We start from the raw sequence: 15,297 nt of genomic DNA on the forward strand, positions 1-15,297 counted from the left end.
CGGTCCTACCGTCGGTTGGACATCGACCACTCCGGGAGGTTCACCGATGGACCGTCGTACCGTCCTGCGCTCCGCCGTCGCCGGCGCGGCCGCCTTCTCCGGCAGCCTGTGGGCCGGCGCGGCCCTGGCCGCCCCGGCCCAGCCCGGCCCCGGCCCGTACGGGGACCTGCTGGCGGCTGACGTCAACGGCATCCAGTTGCCGGCCGGTTTCACCAGTCGGGTGATCGCGCGGTCCGGTCAGCGAGTCGCTGGCACCTCGTACCTCTGGCACTGGGCTCCGGACGGCGGCGCCTGTTTCCCCGCCGGCGACGGTTGGATCTACGTGTCGAACTCGGAGGTCCCGTTCGTCGGGGGTGCGTCGGCGGTCCGCTTCGCTGCCGATGGCTCGGTCGTCTCGGCGTACCGGATCCTCGGCGGCACGAACGTCAACTGCGCCGGTGGGGCGACCCCGTGGGGCACCTGGCTGTCCTGCGAGGAGGTGCCCCTCGGTCGGGTCTTTGAGACGTGGCCGGACGGCAGCCGGTCGGCCGAGGAGCGGACCCGGATGGGCCGGTTCACCCACGAGGCTGCCGCGTGCGATCCGGACCGCAGGGTGGTCTACCTGACCGAGGACGAGGAGGACGGCTGCTTCTACCGCTTCGTGCCGGACACCTGGGGTGATCTGCGTACCGGTCGGGTGCAGGTGCTCTGCGCGCCGGCCGACCAGGTCGCCGGGCCGGTCACCTGGCGGGACGTCCCGGACCGGGACGGCTTCCCGATCCCCACTCGGCTCCAGGTGGGTGCGGCGAAGCACTTCGACGGTGGCGAGGGTTGCTGGTACGACCGGGGCACCTGCTGGTTCACCACGAAGGGCGACAACCGGGTCTGGGCGTACGACGCGGTCAACCAGCGTCTCGACCTGGCGTACGACGACTCGCTGGTGCCGGCCGGCACGGCACCGCTGACCGGGGTGGACAACATCACGGGTACCGCCTCCGGTGACCTCTACGTCGCCGAGGACGGCGGCAACATGGAGATCAACGTGATCACCCCGGCCGGTGTGGTGGCGCCCATCGTGCGGATCGTCGGGCAGTCGTCGTCGGAGATCACCGGTCCGGCCTTCTCCCCGGACGGCTCGCGCCTGTACTTCTCCTCCCAGCGCGGCACCTCCGGTGCGTCGACCGGCGCCAACGGCATCACCTACGAGATCCAAGGTCCCTTCCGCCGCTGACCCCACCCCCACCCGCACCCCCACCCCCTGCCCTGGTGATCAAGAGGTTTGCGTCAGCGAACGGCGCGAAAATGACGCTAACCTCTTGATCAACCCGGCTGAGGGGTGCGGTCGGCGCGGTTGGTGCGCCAGGTGGAGAGGGCCAGGGTGGCGGAGTAGCCGGCCAGGACGATCACGTGGAACAGGTACAGCCAGAGGAGCACCGCCACTCCGCCGCCGATCTCGTCGAAGCCGCCGAACGGCACCCCGAGGTCCAGGGGGAGCGAGGCGAAGAGCACGAAGCCGTGCAGGAAGCCGGAGAGGTTCGCCGCGGTGAACGACCCGATCCCCACGGTGGAGAGCCAGTCCGGTGAGGCGGGCCCGACCACCCGGAACACCCACACCAGCACCGGCGTGAGCACGAGCCAGACCGCGAGGAACGACAGCACCACGCCGAGCACACCGAGCCAACCCCCTCGGCGTACGAGGCCGGTGGTGAGCGGGAGCGCCAGCAGGATCGACAGCAGCAGCGCGGGGGCCGGTGCGAGCAGCGGCAGCAGGAGCAGTCGGCCTCGCCAGCCGACCAGGTGCTCGTCGGTCCGGGGTGCGGCCACCGACACGAAGGCCCGGCGTAGGCCCTCGCCGTAGAGCGACGCGGGCAGCAGTGAGGCCAACGCCAGCAGCGGGGTCAACTCCACTCCGGCGTTGACCAGCGCGTCCACCGCCCGGGGTGCGCCGATGGCGGTGGGCAGGGCCTCCACGGCGTGCGAGGTCAGCCGGCGTACCCGATCGGCCCCGGCCACCAGCGAGGTGAGCCAGATCGCGAGGAGGGCGACCGGCACCACCGCGATCGCCCCGTAGAAGGTGATCGCGGCGGCGTGCAGCGACAGGTCCCGCCCACGCACCGGGCGGAACGCGGCGCTGGTGATCCGCTTCGCCCGCTGCCATCCGTTGCCCATCGCCGTCTCCTTCCCTGTCGTCGGGGCCGCCACTCCTTAAGATCGCCGGTCATGACTGTTGTCACCACCGAACGCCTCATCCTGCGCGATCGGACCGACGATCCGGCGGATCCGGCCCGGATCTACGACATCTACTCCCGTCCGGAGATCACCCGTTGGCTGGCCGTGTCGCCCGGCCTGCCGATGACCGACCCGGCTCAGGCCCCCGAGCGACTGCAGATCTGGCGGGACCGGCACGCGGCGGCGAGCTGTTGGAGACCTTCGTGTTGCGGGCGCCAGATGCCTGATCGTTCCGTTACGGCCTGACGCAAGATCCGCGCAAGTCCGGGGAAGGTGCCGCCTCCAGTCGTCGGAGGCGGCACCTTCCTTCGCGTTGTCGGCGGTCGAGAGTGGGCAACTCCGTCAATAGTTACCGCGGTCGAAGTGTTGACGCTCCCGTAGCACGTCAGTAACCTTTGGTCAAAGTAACGCAAGATTTCGACAAACACGTGCACGGTTCTGTGCATGCATGCGGAAGATTCAACGGGTCTCCTGGGGAGGCCCGTTGATGGTCGTACCCCCTCGTCGCCGGCCCGCCCTCACCGGCCGGCGACGCGCCGCCGCTCACCCCCACCCGTGGTCACCCCCGCCCGCGGCAACCGTCCCCCGACGACAGGACAGTCATGAGACGAACGAATCTGTTCAGGATGGTCGCGGCGACAGCCGCGGCCACGCTGATCGCCACGGCGGGGGCGACCGCCGTCGCGAACCCGGCCGCCGCCCGCCCCGCCGACACGGCGGCCGCGCCGAGCAGCGCCTTCGCCCCGGCCGCCACCAACCTCGCGCAGGGCCGCCCGACCCAGGAGAGCGGCCACGCCGACGTCTACGACTCGTCGAAGGTCGTCGACGGCAACGCGGGCAGCTACTGGGAGAGCGTCAACAACGCGTTCCCGCAGTGGGTGCAGGTCGACCTCGGCGCAGCGCAGAGCGTCAACCAGGTCGTGCTGAAGCTGCCGACCAACGGCTGGGCGACCCGGACGCAGACGTTGAGCGTGCGGGGCAGCACGAACGGTTCGTCCTTCACCGATCTGGTCGGGTCGCAGACGTACACCTTCAACCCGGCGAGCGCCAGCACCGTCACGATCAACTTCACCTCGACCTCCACCCGCTACGTGCGGATCACCGTCACCGCGAACAGCGGCTGGCCGGCGGGGCAGCTCTCCGAGCTGGAGGTGTACGGCAGCGGAGGCACCACCCCGGACACCACCGCCCCGAGCGTGCCGGGCAACCTGTCGTACACCCAGTCGGGCACCACCATCAGCCTCAACTGGGTCGCGTCGACCGACAACGCGGGCGGCAGCGGCATCGCCGGCTACGACGTCTACCGCAACGGCGCGTTCCTCCAGTCCGTCGGGAACGTGACCACCTTCAACGACACCCAGCCGACCACGGCGACCGTGTCCTACCACGTCCGTGCCCGTGACGCCGCCGGCAACCTGTCCGGCAACAGCAACACGGTCACCCGCACGGGCAGTGGCGACACCACCGCGCCGAGCGTCCCGGGGACGCTGTCGCAGAGCACGTCGGGCAGCACGATCACGCTGAACTGGGGTGCCTCCACCGATTCCGGTGGCAGTGGCCTGGCGGGCTACAACGTCTACCGGGGTGGCAACCTGATCGCGACGCTGGGCACCGTGCTCACCTACCAGGACACCCAGCCGGCCACCGCCACCGTCTCGTACTACGTCCGCGCCCGTGACGGCGCGGGCAACCTGTCCGGCAACAGCAACACCGTCACCCGGACCGGCAGCAACCCGCCCGCCTGCACCAACGTGGCGCAGGGCAAGAGCATGACGGCGAGCGGCTCCACCTTCAGCTTCACCCCGGACAAGGCGAACGACGGGCAGCTCGGCACCTACTGGGAGGGCGCGGCCAGCTACCCGCAGAACCTGACGGTGGCACTGGGCGCGAACCACTCGATCTCCGCCGTCACCGTCAAGCTCAACCCCGACTCGGCCTGGGGCACCCGTACCCAGACCATCCAGGTTCTCGGTCGCGACCAGGCGTCGTCGTCGTACACCAGTCTGGTGTCGGCGGCGGCCTACCAGTTCGTGCAGGGCACCAACGTGGTGACCATCCCGGTCAGCGCGACCACCGCGGACGTGCAGTTGCGGTTCACCGGCAACACCGGTGCGCCGTCCGGCCAGGTCGCGGAGCTCGAGGTGTGCGGCACCCCGGCACCCAACCCGGACCTGGTGGTCAGCTCGGTGACCTGGTCGCCGTCGTCGCCCAGCGAGGCCAGCGCGGTCACCCTGTCGGCGGTCGTGCAGAACATCGGATCCGCCGCCGCGGGGGCCACCACCGTCAACTTCAGCCTGGCCGGCGCGGTCGTCGGCAGCGCCACGGTGGGCGCGCTCGCCGCAGGCGCCTCGACCACCGTGTCGTTCAACGCCGGTACGCGGCCGATGGGCAGCTACGCCGTCTCGGCGGTGGTCGACCCGACGAACACGATCGTCGAGCAGAACAACGGCAACAACAGCTTCACCGCGGCGTCGCCACTGGTGGTGGCGCAGGCCCCGGGCCCGGACCTTCAGGTGCTCAGCATCGCCTCGAACCCGCCGAACCCGGCGGTCGGGGCGTCCGTCACGTTCACCGTGGCGGTCCGTAACCGGGGTACCACCGCGACCGGCGCGACCACTGTCACCCGGCTGGTGGCGGGCGGCACCACGCTCAACACCAACACCGCCTCGATCGCGGCCGGCGCGACGGTCACCGTGGCCGTCAGCGGCAGTTGGACCGCCACCAGCGGCGGTGCCACGCTCACCGCCACCGCTGACGCCACGAACGTGGTCGCCGAGACCAACGAGACCAACAACGCGTTCAGCCAGTCGATAGTGGTCGGGCGCGGGGCCGCCGTCCCGTACACCTCCTACGAGGCGGAGGCCGGTCGCTACCAGGGCACGCTGCTGGAGACCGACCCGCTGCGGACCTTCGGGCACACCAACTTCGCGAGCGAGTCCTCGGGCCGCAAGTCGGTACGCCTCACCAGCACCGGCCAGTTCGTGGAGTTCACCTCGGCCAACCAGGCCAACTCCATCGTGGTGCGCAACTCCATCCCGGACGCTCCCGGTGGCGGCGGCATCGAGGCGACGATCAGCCTCTACGTCAACGACGTCTTCTCCCGGAAGCTGACCCTGTCGTCCAAGCACAGTTGGCTCTACGGCAACACCGACGGGCCGGAGGCGCTGACCAACACCCCGCAGGCCGACGCCCGGCGGCTCTTCGACGAGTCGAACGCGCTGCTGGCGCAGTCGTACCCGGCGGGCACCCGCTTCAAGTTGCAGCGCGACTCGGGGGACACCGCCTCGTTCTACGTCATCGACATGATCGACCTGGAGCAGGTGGCGCCTCCGGCGAGCCAGCCGGCCGGCTGCACCTCGATCACGTCGTACGGCGCGGTTCCGAACGACGGACTCGACGACACCGCCGCGATCCAGCGGGCGGTGACCGACGACCAGAACGGCGTCATCGGCTGCGTCTGGATCCCCGCCGGGCAGTGGCGGCAGGAGCAGAAGATCCTGACCGACGACCCGCTGAACCGGGGTACGCACAACCAGGTCGGCATCAGCAACGTCACGATCCGGGGCGCCGGTATGTGGCACTCGCAGCTCTACACGCTGACCGAGCCGCAGAACGTCGTGGGCGGTATCAACCACCCGCACGAGGGCAACTTCGGCTTCGACATCGACAAGAACACCCAGATCTCCGACATCGCCATCTTCGGCTCCGGCCGGATCCGGGGTGGTGACGGCAACGCCGAGGGTGGCGTGGGCCTGAACGGTCGCTTCGGCACCGGCACCAGGATCAGCAACGTGTGGATCGAGCACGCCAACGTGGGTGTCTGGGTCGGCCGCGACTACGACAACATCCCCGACCTGTGGGGACCGGCCGACGGGCTGGAGTTCACCGGCATGCGGATCCGCAACACGTACGCCGACGGCATCAACTTCAGCAACGGCACGCGCAACTCGCGGGTGTTCAACTCGTCGTTCCGCACCACCGGCGACGACGCGCTCGCGGTCTGGGCCAACCCGTACGTGAAGGACCGCTCCGTCGACATCGCCCACGACAACCACTTCGTCAACAACACCATCCAGTTGCCCTGGCGGGCGAACGGCATCGCCATCTACGGCGGCTACGACAACTCGATCGAGAACAACCTGATCTACGACACCGCGAACTACCCGGGCATCATGCTGGCGACCGACCACGACCCGCTCCCGTTCTCCGGCACCACGTTGATCGCCAACAACGGGCTCTACCGCACCGGCGGCGCATTCTGGAACGAGGACCAGGAGTTCGGTGCCATCACCCTCTTCCCCTCCACCCGTGACATCGTCGGGGTCACCATCCGCGACACCGACATCATCGACTCCACGTACGACGGCATCCAGTTCAAGAACGGCGGCGGCAACATGCCGAACGTCGCCATCACCAACGTGCGGATCGACAAATCCAACAACGGCGCCGGCATCCTCGCGATGAGCGGCGCACGCGGAAACGCCAACCTGACGAACGTGACAATCACCAACTCGGCCGACGGCGACATCGTCATCCAGCCCGGCTCGCCGTTCGTCATCGCTCCCTGATCGACACGCTTTCAGTGAAGTCGGGGTGTCCGCGGTCTGCGGGCACCCCGATTTCCGTGCTGGGCACCGCAGCGCAGGGTCCGTCGTGGGTAACGGACCGCCCGCAACGCCCCGCGCCGTCGAGCCGGGCGTCACAGAACACTCGGGTACGCAGGAACTGCGCATCCTCCTCGCTGAGCGTGGTCTCACCGAAGTCGACGACGGCCAGGTGGCCGAGCGAGTCGCGAAGTGCCACGGCCAGAGCCGTGACCTCGTCGAGCCTGGTCAGCGTTGTCGGCAGGTGGATGATCCACCTCGGCGCGCTCATCGCAACGCCACCGTTCCTCCAGCGATCAACGTCTGCACCTGCTCATCGGTCAGGCCGCGCCGCTCCAGGACGCGACGGCCCCAGCGGTGCAGCCGGCACGGGTGTGCTGCCTCGTCCTTGCGGCAACGGTCACCGTTCGGCTGCTCGGGGGCGTGCACGGTGACCGCCCTCAGCGCCAACACGACGTCCTCCGTGGTGACGTGGGGCGGAAGCGGTAGATCGTCGACAGCGCCCATGGTCCTCCCGTCCGGGCGGCGACCTCCCGACGAGCGTTATACCCCACAGTCATAAATATGACTCTGCGGTATAACGCTCCCGACGGTGGCCGACCCCATCTTTGTCCGGCTGTCCACGATGGTCTTTTCACTGCTGGCCCAACGCAATCTTTCGCGGCAGAATCCAGACCAAGGGGCGAGGTGTCTTACACGACGACAGTCAGGGAGATGACGTGGACGACTCCGGCAGCACAGTCCCACGGAGGCAGCTCGGCAGATATCTGAGAGAGCTTCGCGAAAATGCCTATGTGACGGTCACGGCGGCGGCCAAGGAATTGGAATGGTCGGCACCGCGCATCTGGCGGTACGAAACCGGCCAGGTCCCCATGCACCCGAACGACGTGGCGGCGATGTGCCGCGTCTACGGCGCTTCGCCGGAGACGATCGAGACGATGCGGGCGCTGGCCCGGGAGACCAAGGCGCACGGGTGGTGGCACAGCTACGGCGAGGCGATCAAGGACTGGTTCAAGCTGTATGTCGGCCTGGAAGCCGCCGCCACCCGCATCCGCAAGTACGAGGCGGATCTCATTCCCGGGCTGTTGCAGACGGTCGAGTACATGACCGAGCTGATCGACACCGACCAGCCGCAGATGGCCGAGGCGGAACGTCAGGCGAAGATCGACGTGCGGCTTCGCCGTCAACGCCTGCTGGTCCGGGCGGTGCCCCGCGCCCCGCGCCTCGACGTCATCCTGAACGAGGCGGTGCTGCGCCGCCCGCTGCGCGACCGGTCGGCCATGGTCCGGCAACTGGAGTCGCTCGTGGTGTCGTCGCGGCAGCCCACCATCGGCATCCGGGTGCTGCCGTTCGACGCCGGGTTGGTGCGCTGGGCGCAGGCCGGCACCTTCACCATGCTCGACTTCCCGTCCGAGGTGCGCTCACCGGAGCCGACCACCATCTACATGGACGGGCCGTGCGGCGCGGTCTACCTTGACAAGACCCACGAAATCGAGGTCTACGACGACGCGTGGCGCTCGCTCAGTGAGCGGGCGCTCAGCGCCGACGAGTCCCGTGAGCTGATCGCGGCCATAGCGAAGGAGATGACCGATGGTGCGTGACGGAGTCTGGCGCACGTCGACCCGGTCCGGCAGCGAGGGCGACTGTGTCGAGGTGGCGGGTTTCGCCGAGTCGGTCGGCGTACGCGACAGCAAGGACCGGCAGGGGCCGGTGCTGACCTTCACCCCCTCGGCCTGGGCTGCGTTCGTCGAGTTCACGGTGGTCAGCCAGCCCACGCGATGACCGCGCTCTGCCTCGCCGTACCCCTTCTGTTCGTGCTTTGGTTGTGGGGCCGACCTCTGCTCACCGGCCGCTGGAAGACTCCGGGCTGGTTCGATGAGTTCGGAGGAGTCCTGCCGACAGGCCGGCGTCAGCTACGACAGTGCCTACCGCGCCGCCCACTGGCGTGAGTCGTCGCGATGGTTCCCTCTCCACGACCGATGCAACGCCACCCACGACCTGGTGCCCGCCTGGGCCAACCCGGCTCTGGTGCTGCTGTCCCTGCTGGCCGTCCTCTGCGTCGGCGCAGCGGTCCGGCTGGCCGTCGTGCGACACCCGCGACGCGGTGCGCTGCCGCCCGATCTGCACAAACCCCTCGTGCTTCCTGGCGCCGGTAGGGCAGCATGCCGGGGGATCTCGGGGGAGGGGCCCGTCGTGACCGATCACCACACCTACCTGAACATTCACTCCCGCTGTGCAGCGATCTTCGATCTGTCAGCCAGATTGCCTGCCCAGGTCTTCCGGGAGATCGAAGGCGAGTCACTGTTCTGCGAGTTCGACGCTGTCCTCGTTCCGGATCTGTGGCCGGCCCTCTGCGCGATGGCCCGCCTGCATGGCGACGAGCACGTCGAGCTGCTGGTCCTCGAACCGGATTGCGATACGTACTACCTGTCGGAGTATCAGTCGTATCCGGCCCTGTCGTTGTCCGTCGACGCCACCGAGGACGACTACTGGGCGCTCATCGGTCACGAGGCCGCCAGGGACATCTTCGGTTCGATCGCGATCTCGGCGAACGTCATCGCGGTGACTGGACCTTCGCGCAGGTGGGGATGCTGGGGTGAGCGGGCTCCCGAAGTAGCAGTCTTCCGGGGTTCCCCAGCGTGGCCGCACGCCGCGAATGGCAGGAGCAGTTCGCGCCGATGCTGGACGCATTCGACGCGCTGCAGTCGTACCTGCCGCTGGCCTTCCGTGGCCAGACCGTCCCGGACGTGTGGGCCGCAACCCTGGCCACGAACTACGGCGACGGGGTCGTACCACCCCGGCTCATCGATCAGGACCAGTGCGGCTGACGTTCGAAGCTGAGGCAGCCGTTGCGCAACGACGGGCCCGAGTGGGCCGCTGCACCTACGACACCGTCGCCGGTGGCAAGGGCCTCGGGACGTGTAGGTCTCGATGACGGACCGGGTGTGCGATCCAGTACAACAGGGGCTGCGGTGGCTAGGCTGACCTGAGCAGGATGGTCCGCTGAGGGGGTGAGCCCGGATGGCCCAGGCCGCGTTCGCGCCGGAGCCGGCGCCGCAGCACACCGAGCCGTCGTTCGACGTGCTGCGGTGGCACGACGAGCCGTGGACTGCGCAGCTCGCCCTCGACCTGTTGCCGGAGACCAACGGCCCCAAGGTTGAGGTCCTGAGCGGAAGCGTGATCGTGACACCACATGCCGGGTACGACCATCAGGATGCGGAGCTGGACCTCGCATATCACCTCAAGCAGGCAGCCCGCCGTGCAAAGCTGTGGCTCTATCTGGAGACGAACGTCGTCTCTGGCGACGATCTCTTCATCCCCGACATCGTCATCCTCGACGCGCCCGGCGGTGGCCGGACGACGATGGACATCGCGCACGCCGTGCTGTTGGGCGAGATTGTCTCCCCCGGGAACCGGCGCAAGGACATCATCGACCGGCCGCGCGAGTACGCCGCGGTCGGCGTGCCCTTCTTCCTCCGCGTCGATCTGCGCAACCGGGTGCCCACCCTCGCGCTGTACGAGCTGATCGAGGGGGAGTACCGGCCGGTCGCCGCTGCGGCTGCCGGAACGCGGTTCGTCATGCGGGAGCCGTTCGAGTTCTCCATCGATCCGGGCGACCTGCTGGGCGAGGAGGCGGCACCGACCGGGCCGGGGCCCGAGTCGGCCGACGACGAGGCTTGATCGACACGGTTTCCCGGAAGTCGGGGTGTCCGGGTGCTGGGGATGCCGCGACTTCCTTGAACCCGAGTCGATCATCGCCCGGCAGCGGCAGCGGCAGCGGTGGGCTGAGGCTCCCAGCGGGCTCGCAGTGACGGTGGGGAAGAATGGGCCTGTGACTTCCCCCCGCGATCTTGTTCTGCTCGGGTCCACCGGTTCGATCGGTACACAGGCCATCGACATCGTCCGGCGCAACCCGGACCGGTTCCGGGTGGTCGCCGTGGGCGCGGGCGGCGGCAACGTCGAGCTGCTCGCCGCGCAGGCGCTGGAGCTTGGCGTCGAGGCGGTCGGGGTGGCCCGGGCGTCCGCCGCGCAGGACCTCCAGCTCGCGTTCTACGCCGAGGCGAGTCGGCGCGGGTGGGCCACCGGTGACTTCAAGCTTCCCAAGATCGTGGCCGGCCCGGACGCCATGACCGAGCTGGCCCAGTGGCCGTGCGACATCGTGCTCAACGGGGTGGTCGGCTCGCTGGGCCTCGCTCCTACGCTGGCCGCGCTCGGTGCTGGTCGTACCCTCGCGCTTGCCAACAAGGAGTCGCTCGTGGCCGGCGGCCCGCTGGTCAAGGCCGCGGTGACGCGGCCGGGGCAGATCGTGCCGGTCGACTCGGAGCATTCGGCGCTGGCCCAGTGTCTGCGCTCCGGGACGCGCGGTGAGGTGCGCCGGCTGATCGTGACGGCCAGCGGTGGCCCGTTCCGGGGTCGGCGGCGCGACGAGTTGACGCAGGTCACACCCGAGCAGGCGCTCGCGCACCCCACCTGGAACATGGGCCCGGTCGTCACGATCAACTCCGCGACCATGGTCAACAAGGCGCTTGAGGTGATCGAGGCGCACGAGCTGTTCGACGTGCCGTATGCCGACATCACCGTGATGGTGCACCCCCAGTCGGTGATCCACTCGATGGTCGAGTTCGTCGACGGGTCGACGATCGCCCAGGCCAGCCCACCGGACATGCGGCTGCCGATCGCGCTGGGCATCGGCTGGCCGGACCGGGTGCCGGAGGCGGCCAGCGCCGTCGACTGGACGGCCGCGCACACCTGGGAGTTCGCGCCGCTCGACGACGAGGCGTTCCCGGCCGTCGCGCTGGCCAAGGCCGCCGGAGAGGCCGGTCGCAGCCGCCCGGCGATCTACAACGCGGCGAACGAGGAGTGCGTCGAGGCGTTCGTGGCGGGCCGGCTGCCCTTCCTCGGCATCGTCGACACCCTCGAACGCGTGTTGGAGGAGGCTCCGGACTTCGGCGAACCAGGTACCGTCGAGGACGTGCTCGCGGCCGAGTCGTGGGCACGCGCGCACGCGCAGGAGATCATCGCGGGTTCGGTGGAAGGAGCTTGATGTCGTACCTGCTCGGGGTGGTCCTCTTCGCCCTGGCCATTCTCATCTCGGTGAGCCTGCACGAGGCGGGGCACCTGCTGACCGCCAAGGCGTTCGGGATGAAGGTCACCAAGTACTTCGTCGGCTTCGGCCCCACGATCTGGTCGTTCAAGCGGGGTGAGACCGAGTACGGCCTCAAGGGCATCCCCCTCGGCGGCTTCTGCAAGATCGTCGGGATGACCCCGCAGGACGACGACGTCGAGCCGGGCGACGAGTCGCGGGTGATGTGGCGCTACCCGGTCTGGAAGCGGACGATCGTGATGGCCGCCGGGTCGATCACGCACTTCGCGTTGGCCCTGGTCACGATCTGGATCCTGGCCGTCTCCGCCGGCCTGCCCAACCCGGACTTCCCGACCACCGACGCGCAGGCCCGCCAGGAGCCGGCCGTCATCCGACTCAGTGACTGCGTGGTGGCGGAGAACTCGGTGCGCGCCTGCGCCCCCGGCGACGCCGCCAGCCCGGCCGCCCAGGCGCAGCTGAAGAACGGCGACCGGATCACCGCGATCAACGGCACCCCGGTCGACAACTACGGCGACCTGCTCACCACGCTGCGCGGCCTCAAGCCGGGCGACACCACGCAGATCGCGTACGTCCGCGACGGGCAGCCGGCCACCACCAGCACCGTGCTCGCGCAGACCCAGCGTCCGCCGCTGGACGACCCGAGCGGCACCGTCGCGCCGGTGGCCGCCCTCGGCGTCGGGCTCGTCCCCAGCACCCCCACCCGAGTGACGTACGGCCCGGTCGGCGCCTTCGGCGCCACCGCCGACTTCACCGGTCAGCTCGCCGTCGGCACCTTCGAGGCGTTGCAGCGCCTCCCGCAGAAGGTCCCCGCCCTGTGGACCGCCCTCACCGGCGGCGAGCGCGACATCGACACCCCGATCAGCGTGGTCGGCGCCAGCCGACTCGGCGGCGAGGCGGTGGAGAACAACGCCTGGCTGGTCTTCTTCATGCTCTTCGTGTCGCTGAACTTCTTCATCGGCGTGTTCAACCTGCTGCCGCTGCTCCCGGTCGACGGCGGCCACATCGCCGTCGCCTGGTTCGAACGCGCCCGCTCCTGGATCTACAGCAAGATCGGCCGCGCCGACCCCGGCCGGGTGGACTACCTCAAACTGATGCCCTTCACGTACGCGGTGATCCTGATCGGTGGCGCGTTCACGCTGCTGACCATCGCCGCGGACGTCGTCAACCCGATCACGCTCTTCTCAAGGTGAGTGCCTGAAGTGACAGCTATCAGTCTCGGTATGCCAGCCGTGCCGCCTCCGCCGCTCGCTCCCCGTCGGGCCAGCCGCCAGATCATGGTCGGTTCGGTCCCGGTCGGTGGCGGTGCGCCGGTGTCCGTGCAGTCGATGACCACGACCCTCACCTCCGACGTCAACGCGACCCTCCAGCAGATCGCCGAGCTGACCGCGTCCGGCTGCCAGATCGTCCGGGTGGCCGTGCCGTCCCAGGACGACGTCGAGGCGCTGCCCGCGATCGCCAAGAAGTCGCAGATCCCGGTGATCGCCGACATCCACTTCCAGCCCAAGTACGTCTTCGCCGCGATCGACGCCGGCTGCGCCGCCGTCCGGGTCAACCCGGGCAACATCCGCCAGTTCGACGACAAGGTCAAGGAGATCGCCCGCGCCGCCGGGGACGCGGGAGTGCCGATCCGCATCGGCGTCAACGCGGGCTCGCTGGACAAGCGACTGCTCTCGAAGTACGGCAAGGCGACCGCCGAGGCGCTCGTCGAGTCCGCGCTGTGGGAGTGTTCGCTGTTCGAGGAGCACGGCTTCCGCGACATCAAGATCTCGGTCAAGCACAACGACCCGGTCGTGATGATCCGCGCGTACCGGCAGCTCGCCGAGCAGTGCGACTACCCGCTGCACCTCGGCGTCACCGAGGCCGGTCCGGCGTTCCAGGGCACCATCAAGTCGGCGGTCGCCTTCGGTGCGTTGCTGGCCGAGGGGATCGGCGACACCATCCGGGTGTCGCTGTCCGCGCCGCCGGTCGAGGAGATCAAGGTCGGCAACCAGATCCTGGAGTCCCTCGGTCTGCGCGAGCGCGGCCTGGAGATCGTCTCCTGCCCGTCCTGCGGGCGGGCCCAGGTGGACGTCTACAAGCTCGCCGAGGAGGTCACCGCCGGTCTGGAAGGGCTGCCGGTGCCGCTGCGGGTCGCCGTGATGGGCTGCGTCGTCAACGGGCCCGGCGAGGCCCGCGAGGCCGACCTCGGTGTCGCCTCCGGCAACGGCAAGGGCCAGATCTTCGTCAAGGGGCAGGTCGTCAAGACGGTGCCCGAGGCGCAGATCGTGGAGACGCTGATCGAGGAGGCGCTGCGGATCGCCGACGAGATGGGCGCCGAGCTTCCCGAGGAGCTGCGCGGGCTGGTCAGCGGCCCGACGGTCACCGTGCACTGATTTTCCATCTGGAAAATGCGGCCGTTCCCCGTGCGGGGAACGGCCGCATTCGTCGTCGTACCGATGCCGTCCTGCTGCCGTGCGGGGCGCGGGGGTCGCGCGTGCCGGCCTGCGTCGTGCGGGCGTCGGCGTTCGTGCGGACGGTGGCGTCCGGGCGGTGTCGGCGTTCGTGCGGTGTCGGCGTCCGTGCGGTGTCGGCGTCCGTGCGGTGTCGGCGTCCGTGCGGCGTCGGCGTCCGTGCGGCGTCGGCGTCCGTGCGGCGTCGGCGTCCGTGCGGCGTCGGCGTTCGTGCGGACGGTTCCGTTCGTGCGGACGGTGCCGTTCGTGCGGGGTGGGCGTCGGCGGGCGTCGGCGTCCGGGTCACTCGGATTCGGCGAGGATCGCGTACAGCTTGCGGCGCGTCTCGTCGAGCACCTGGGCGGCCCGCTCGCGTTGGTCGTCGGTGCCGTTCATCATGACCTGGCGCAGCGCGTTCATCGCCTGGGCCCCGGAGTCGCGGATGTCATGCCAACTGGTCACCGTGGTCTGGGCGACGTCCGCCCAGGCCGGGGTCTGTGCGGCCTCGGTGGCCTCCGCCTGCCCGGCCTCGGTGACCGTGAAGCGCTTGCGCCCGCCGCCGGACTCCTCCGTGCTGGCAGCGATCACGCCCTCGTCCTCCAGGAGCTGGAGGGTGGGGTAGATCGACCCGGGGCTCGGTCGCCACGCACCGCCGGTGCGGGAGTCGATCTCCTGGATCATCTCGTAGCCGTGCATCGGCCGCTCGGTGAGCAGAGCCAACACGGCGGCCCGGACGTTGGGGCGTCGCCCCCGACCCCGGCCGCGACCCCGACCGCCCCAGGGGCCGCCGTGTCCGTGCTCGTGGCCATGGCCGTGCGGGCCGGGCGGAACCGGCGGGAAGCCGAACCCTCGCATCCGAGCCTCGTGCATCGGGTGGTGCTGTCGATGGAACCTCATCAGGTTCTCCCTCTCTTCGTACTGTCGCTGATGCATCAACGATATATCGGCAATG

Annotated in this window: 14 protein-coding genes; 10 read left to right on the top strand and 4 right to left on the bottom strand. The window is 69.4% G+C overall.

The features are described 5' to 3' along the window. Positions 1-46: 46 nt before the first annotated feature. A complete protein-coding gene (locus tag O7616_RS11935) occupies positions 47-1,210 on the top strand; it encodes an alkaline phosphatase PhoX (protein WP_282306851.1) in 1,164 nt (387 codons plus the stop codon). Positions 1,211-1,299: 89 nt separating this feature from the next. Here the strand turns inward: O7616_RS11935 and O7616_RS11940 are convergent, their stop codons facing one another. Then, positions 1,300-2,148 carry a YhjD/YihY/BrkB family envelope integrity protein gene (locus tag O7616_RS11940; RefSeq protein WP_282306852.1) on the bottom strand — a complete coding sequence of 283 codons (849 nt, stop codon included), beginning with the start codon at positions 2,146-2,148 and terminating at the stop codon, positions 1,300-1,302. A 51-nt stretch (positions 2,149-2,199) separates the two neighbouring features. On the opposite strand from O7616_RS11940, the gene O7616_RS11945 reads away from it, so the two are divergent. Together O7616_RS11945 and O7616_RS11950 are read left to right on the top strand one after the other, a co-directional pair. Continuing rightward, the gene (locus tag O7616_RS11945) at positions 2,200-2,454 is read left to right on the top strand and encodes a hypothetical protein (protein ID WP_282306853.1); all 255 of its coding nucleotides are present in this window, start codon (positions 2,200-2,202) and stop codon (positions 2,452-2,454) included. A gap of 356 nt (positions 2,455-2,810) precedes the next feature. Further along, positions 2,811-6,776, top strand: a complete 3,966-nt coding sequence (locus O7616_RS11950) for a CARDB domain-containing protein (RefSeq protein ID WP_282306854.1) — start codon at positions 2,811-2,813, stop codon at positions 6,774-6,776. On the opposite strand, the gene O7616_RS11955 is transcribed toward O7616_RS11950, so the two are convergent. Both O7616_RS11955 and O7616_RS11960 read right to left on the bottom strand, forming a co-directional pair. Beyond that, positions 6,763-7,083 (bottom strand): hypothetical protein, encoded by a 321-nt coding sequence (locus tag O7616_RS11955; RefSeq protein ID WP_282306855.1) that lies wholly within the window; start codon positions 7,081-7,083, stop codon positions 6,763-6,765. The two genes, O7616_RS11950 and O7616_RS11955, sit on opposite strands and share 14 nt — an antisense overlap. Further along, on the bottom strand, positions 7,080-7,265 hold the full coding sequence (locus O7616_RS11960) for a hypothetical protein (protein WP_282306856.1): 186 nt from the start codon (positions 7,263-7,265) through the stop codon (positions 7,080-7,082). The genes O7616_RS11955 and O7616_RS11960 overlap by 4 nt, the downstream gene beginning before the upstream one ends. 266 nt (positions 7,266-7,531) lie before the next feature. Here O7616_RS11960 and O7616_RS11965 point away from each other — a divergent pair, with 266 nt between their 5' ends. The 7 genes from O7616_RS11965 (at position 7,532) to ispG (ending at position 14,288) form a co-directional block, all read left to right on the top strand. Next, positions 7,532-8,413: a helix-turn-helix transcriptional regulator gene (locus tag O7616_RS11965; RefSeq protein WP_282306857.1), complete on the top strand. Its 882-nt coding sequence runs from the start codon at positions 7,532-7,534 to the stop codon at positions 8,411-8,413. Next, on the top strand, positions 8,403-8,594 hold the full coding sequence (locus O7616_RS11970) for a DUF397 domain-containing protein (RefSeq protein ID WP_282306858.1): 192 nt from the start codon (positions 8,403-8,405) through the stop codon (positions 8,592-8,594). Before O7616_RS11965 ends, O7616_RS11970 begins: the two co-directional genes overlap by 11 nt. A gap of 857 nt (positions 8,595-9,451) precedes the next feature. Continuing rightward, on the top strand, positions 9,452-9,640 hold the full coding sequence (locus tag O7616_RS11975) for a hypothetical protein (protein ID WP_282306859.1): 189 nt from the start codon (positions 9,452-9,454) through the stop codon (positions 9,638-9,640). Between the two features lie 193 nt (positions 9,641-9,833). Then, positions 9,834-10,493 (top strand): Uma2 family endonuclease, encoded by a 660-nt coding sequence (locus O7616_RS11980; protein ID WP_282306860.1) that lies wholly within the window; start codon positions 9,834-9,836, stop codon positions 10,491-10,493. Positions 10,494-10,644: 151 nt separating this feature from the next. Beyond that, complete coding sequence (dxr, locus tag O7616_RS11985; protein ID WP_282306862.1) at positions 10,645-11,856, top strand: 1-deoxy-D-xylulose-5-phosphate reductoisomerase; 1,212 nt, start codon at positions 10,645-10,647, stop codon at positions 11,854-11,856. Further along, complete coding sequence (locus O7616_RS11990) at positions 11,856-13,106, top strand: site-2 protease family protein (protein ID WP_282306863.1); 1,251 nt, start codon at positions 11,856-11,858, stop codon at positions 13,104-13,106. The genes dxr and O7616_RS11990 overlap by 1 nt, the downstream gene beginning before the upstream one ends. A gap of 9 nt (positions 13,107-13,115) precedes the next feature. Further along, on the top strand, positions 13,116-14,288 hold the full coding sequence (gene ispG / locus O7616_RS11995; RefSeq protein ID WP_282306864.1) for a flavodoxin-dependent (E)-4-hydroxy-3-methylbut-2-enyl-diphosphate synthase: 1,173 nt from the start codon (positions 13,116-13,118) through the stop codon (positions 14,286-14,288). 360 nt (positions 14,289-14,648) lie between these two features. Here the strand turns inward: ispG and O7616_RS12000 are convergent, their stop codons facing one another. Then, positions 14,649-15,242, bottom strand: a complete 594-nt coding sequence (locus O7616_RS12000; RefSeq protein ID WP_282306865.1) for a PadR family transcriptional regulator — start codon at positions 15,240-15,242, stop codon at positions 14,649-14,651. Between the last annotated feature and the right edge of the window lie 55 nt (positions 15,243-15,297).

Source organism: Micromonospora sp. WMMD964, assembly GCF_029581455.1.
Taxonomy (GTDB): domain Bacteria; phylum Actinomycetota; class Actinomycetes; order Mycobacteriales; family Micromonosporaceae; genus Micromonospora.

What these genes read in the sequence shown, in the direction of transcription:
- O7616_RS12000 (WP_282306865.1), bottom strand. Translation starts at nt 15,242, where the DNA reads ATGAGGTTCCATCGACAGCACCACCCGATGCACGAGGCTCGGATGCGA.
- O7616_RS11955 (WP_282306855.1), bottom strand. Translation starts at nt 7,083, where the DNA reads ATGAGCGCGCCGAGGTGGATCATCCACCTGCCGACAACGCTGACCAGG.
- O7616_RS11935 (WP_282306851.1), top strand. Translation starts at nt 47, where the DNA reads ATGGACCGTCGTACCGTCCTGCGCTCCGCCGTCGCCGGCGCGGCCGCC.
- O7616_RS11945 (WP_282306853.1), top strand. Translation starts at nt 2,200, where the DNA reads ATGACTGTTGTCACCACCGAACGCCTCATCCTGCGCGATCGGACCGAC.
- O7616_RS11990 (WP_282306863.1), top strand. Translation starts at nt 11,856, where the DNA reads ATGTCGTACCTGCTCGGGGTGGTCCTCTTCGCCCTGGCCATTCTCATC.
- O7616_RS11980 (WP_282306860.1), top strand. Translation starts at nt 9,834, where the DNA reads ATGGCCCAGGCCGCGTTCGCGCCGGAGCCGGCGCCGCAGCACACCGAG.
- O7616_RS11940 (WP_282306852.1), bottom strand. Translation starts at nt 2,148, where the DNA reads ATGGGCAACGGATGGCAGCGGGCGAAGCGGATCACCAGCGCCGCGTTC.
- O7616_RS11950 (WP_282306854.1), top strand. Translation starts at nt 2,811, where the DNA reads ATGAGACGAACGAATCTGTTCAGGATGGTCGCGGCGACAGCCGCGGCC.
- O7616_RS11970 (WP_282306858.1), top strand. Translation starts at nt 8,403, where the DNA reads ATGGTGCGTGACGGAGTCTGGCGCACGTCGACCCGGTCCGGCAGCGAG.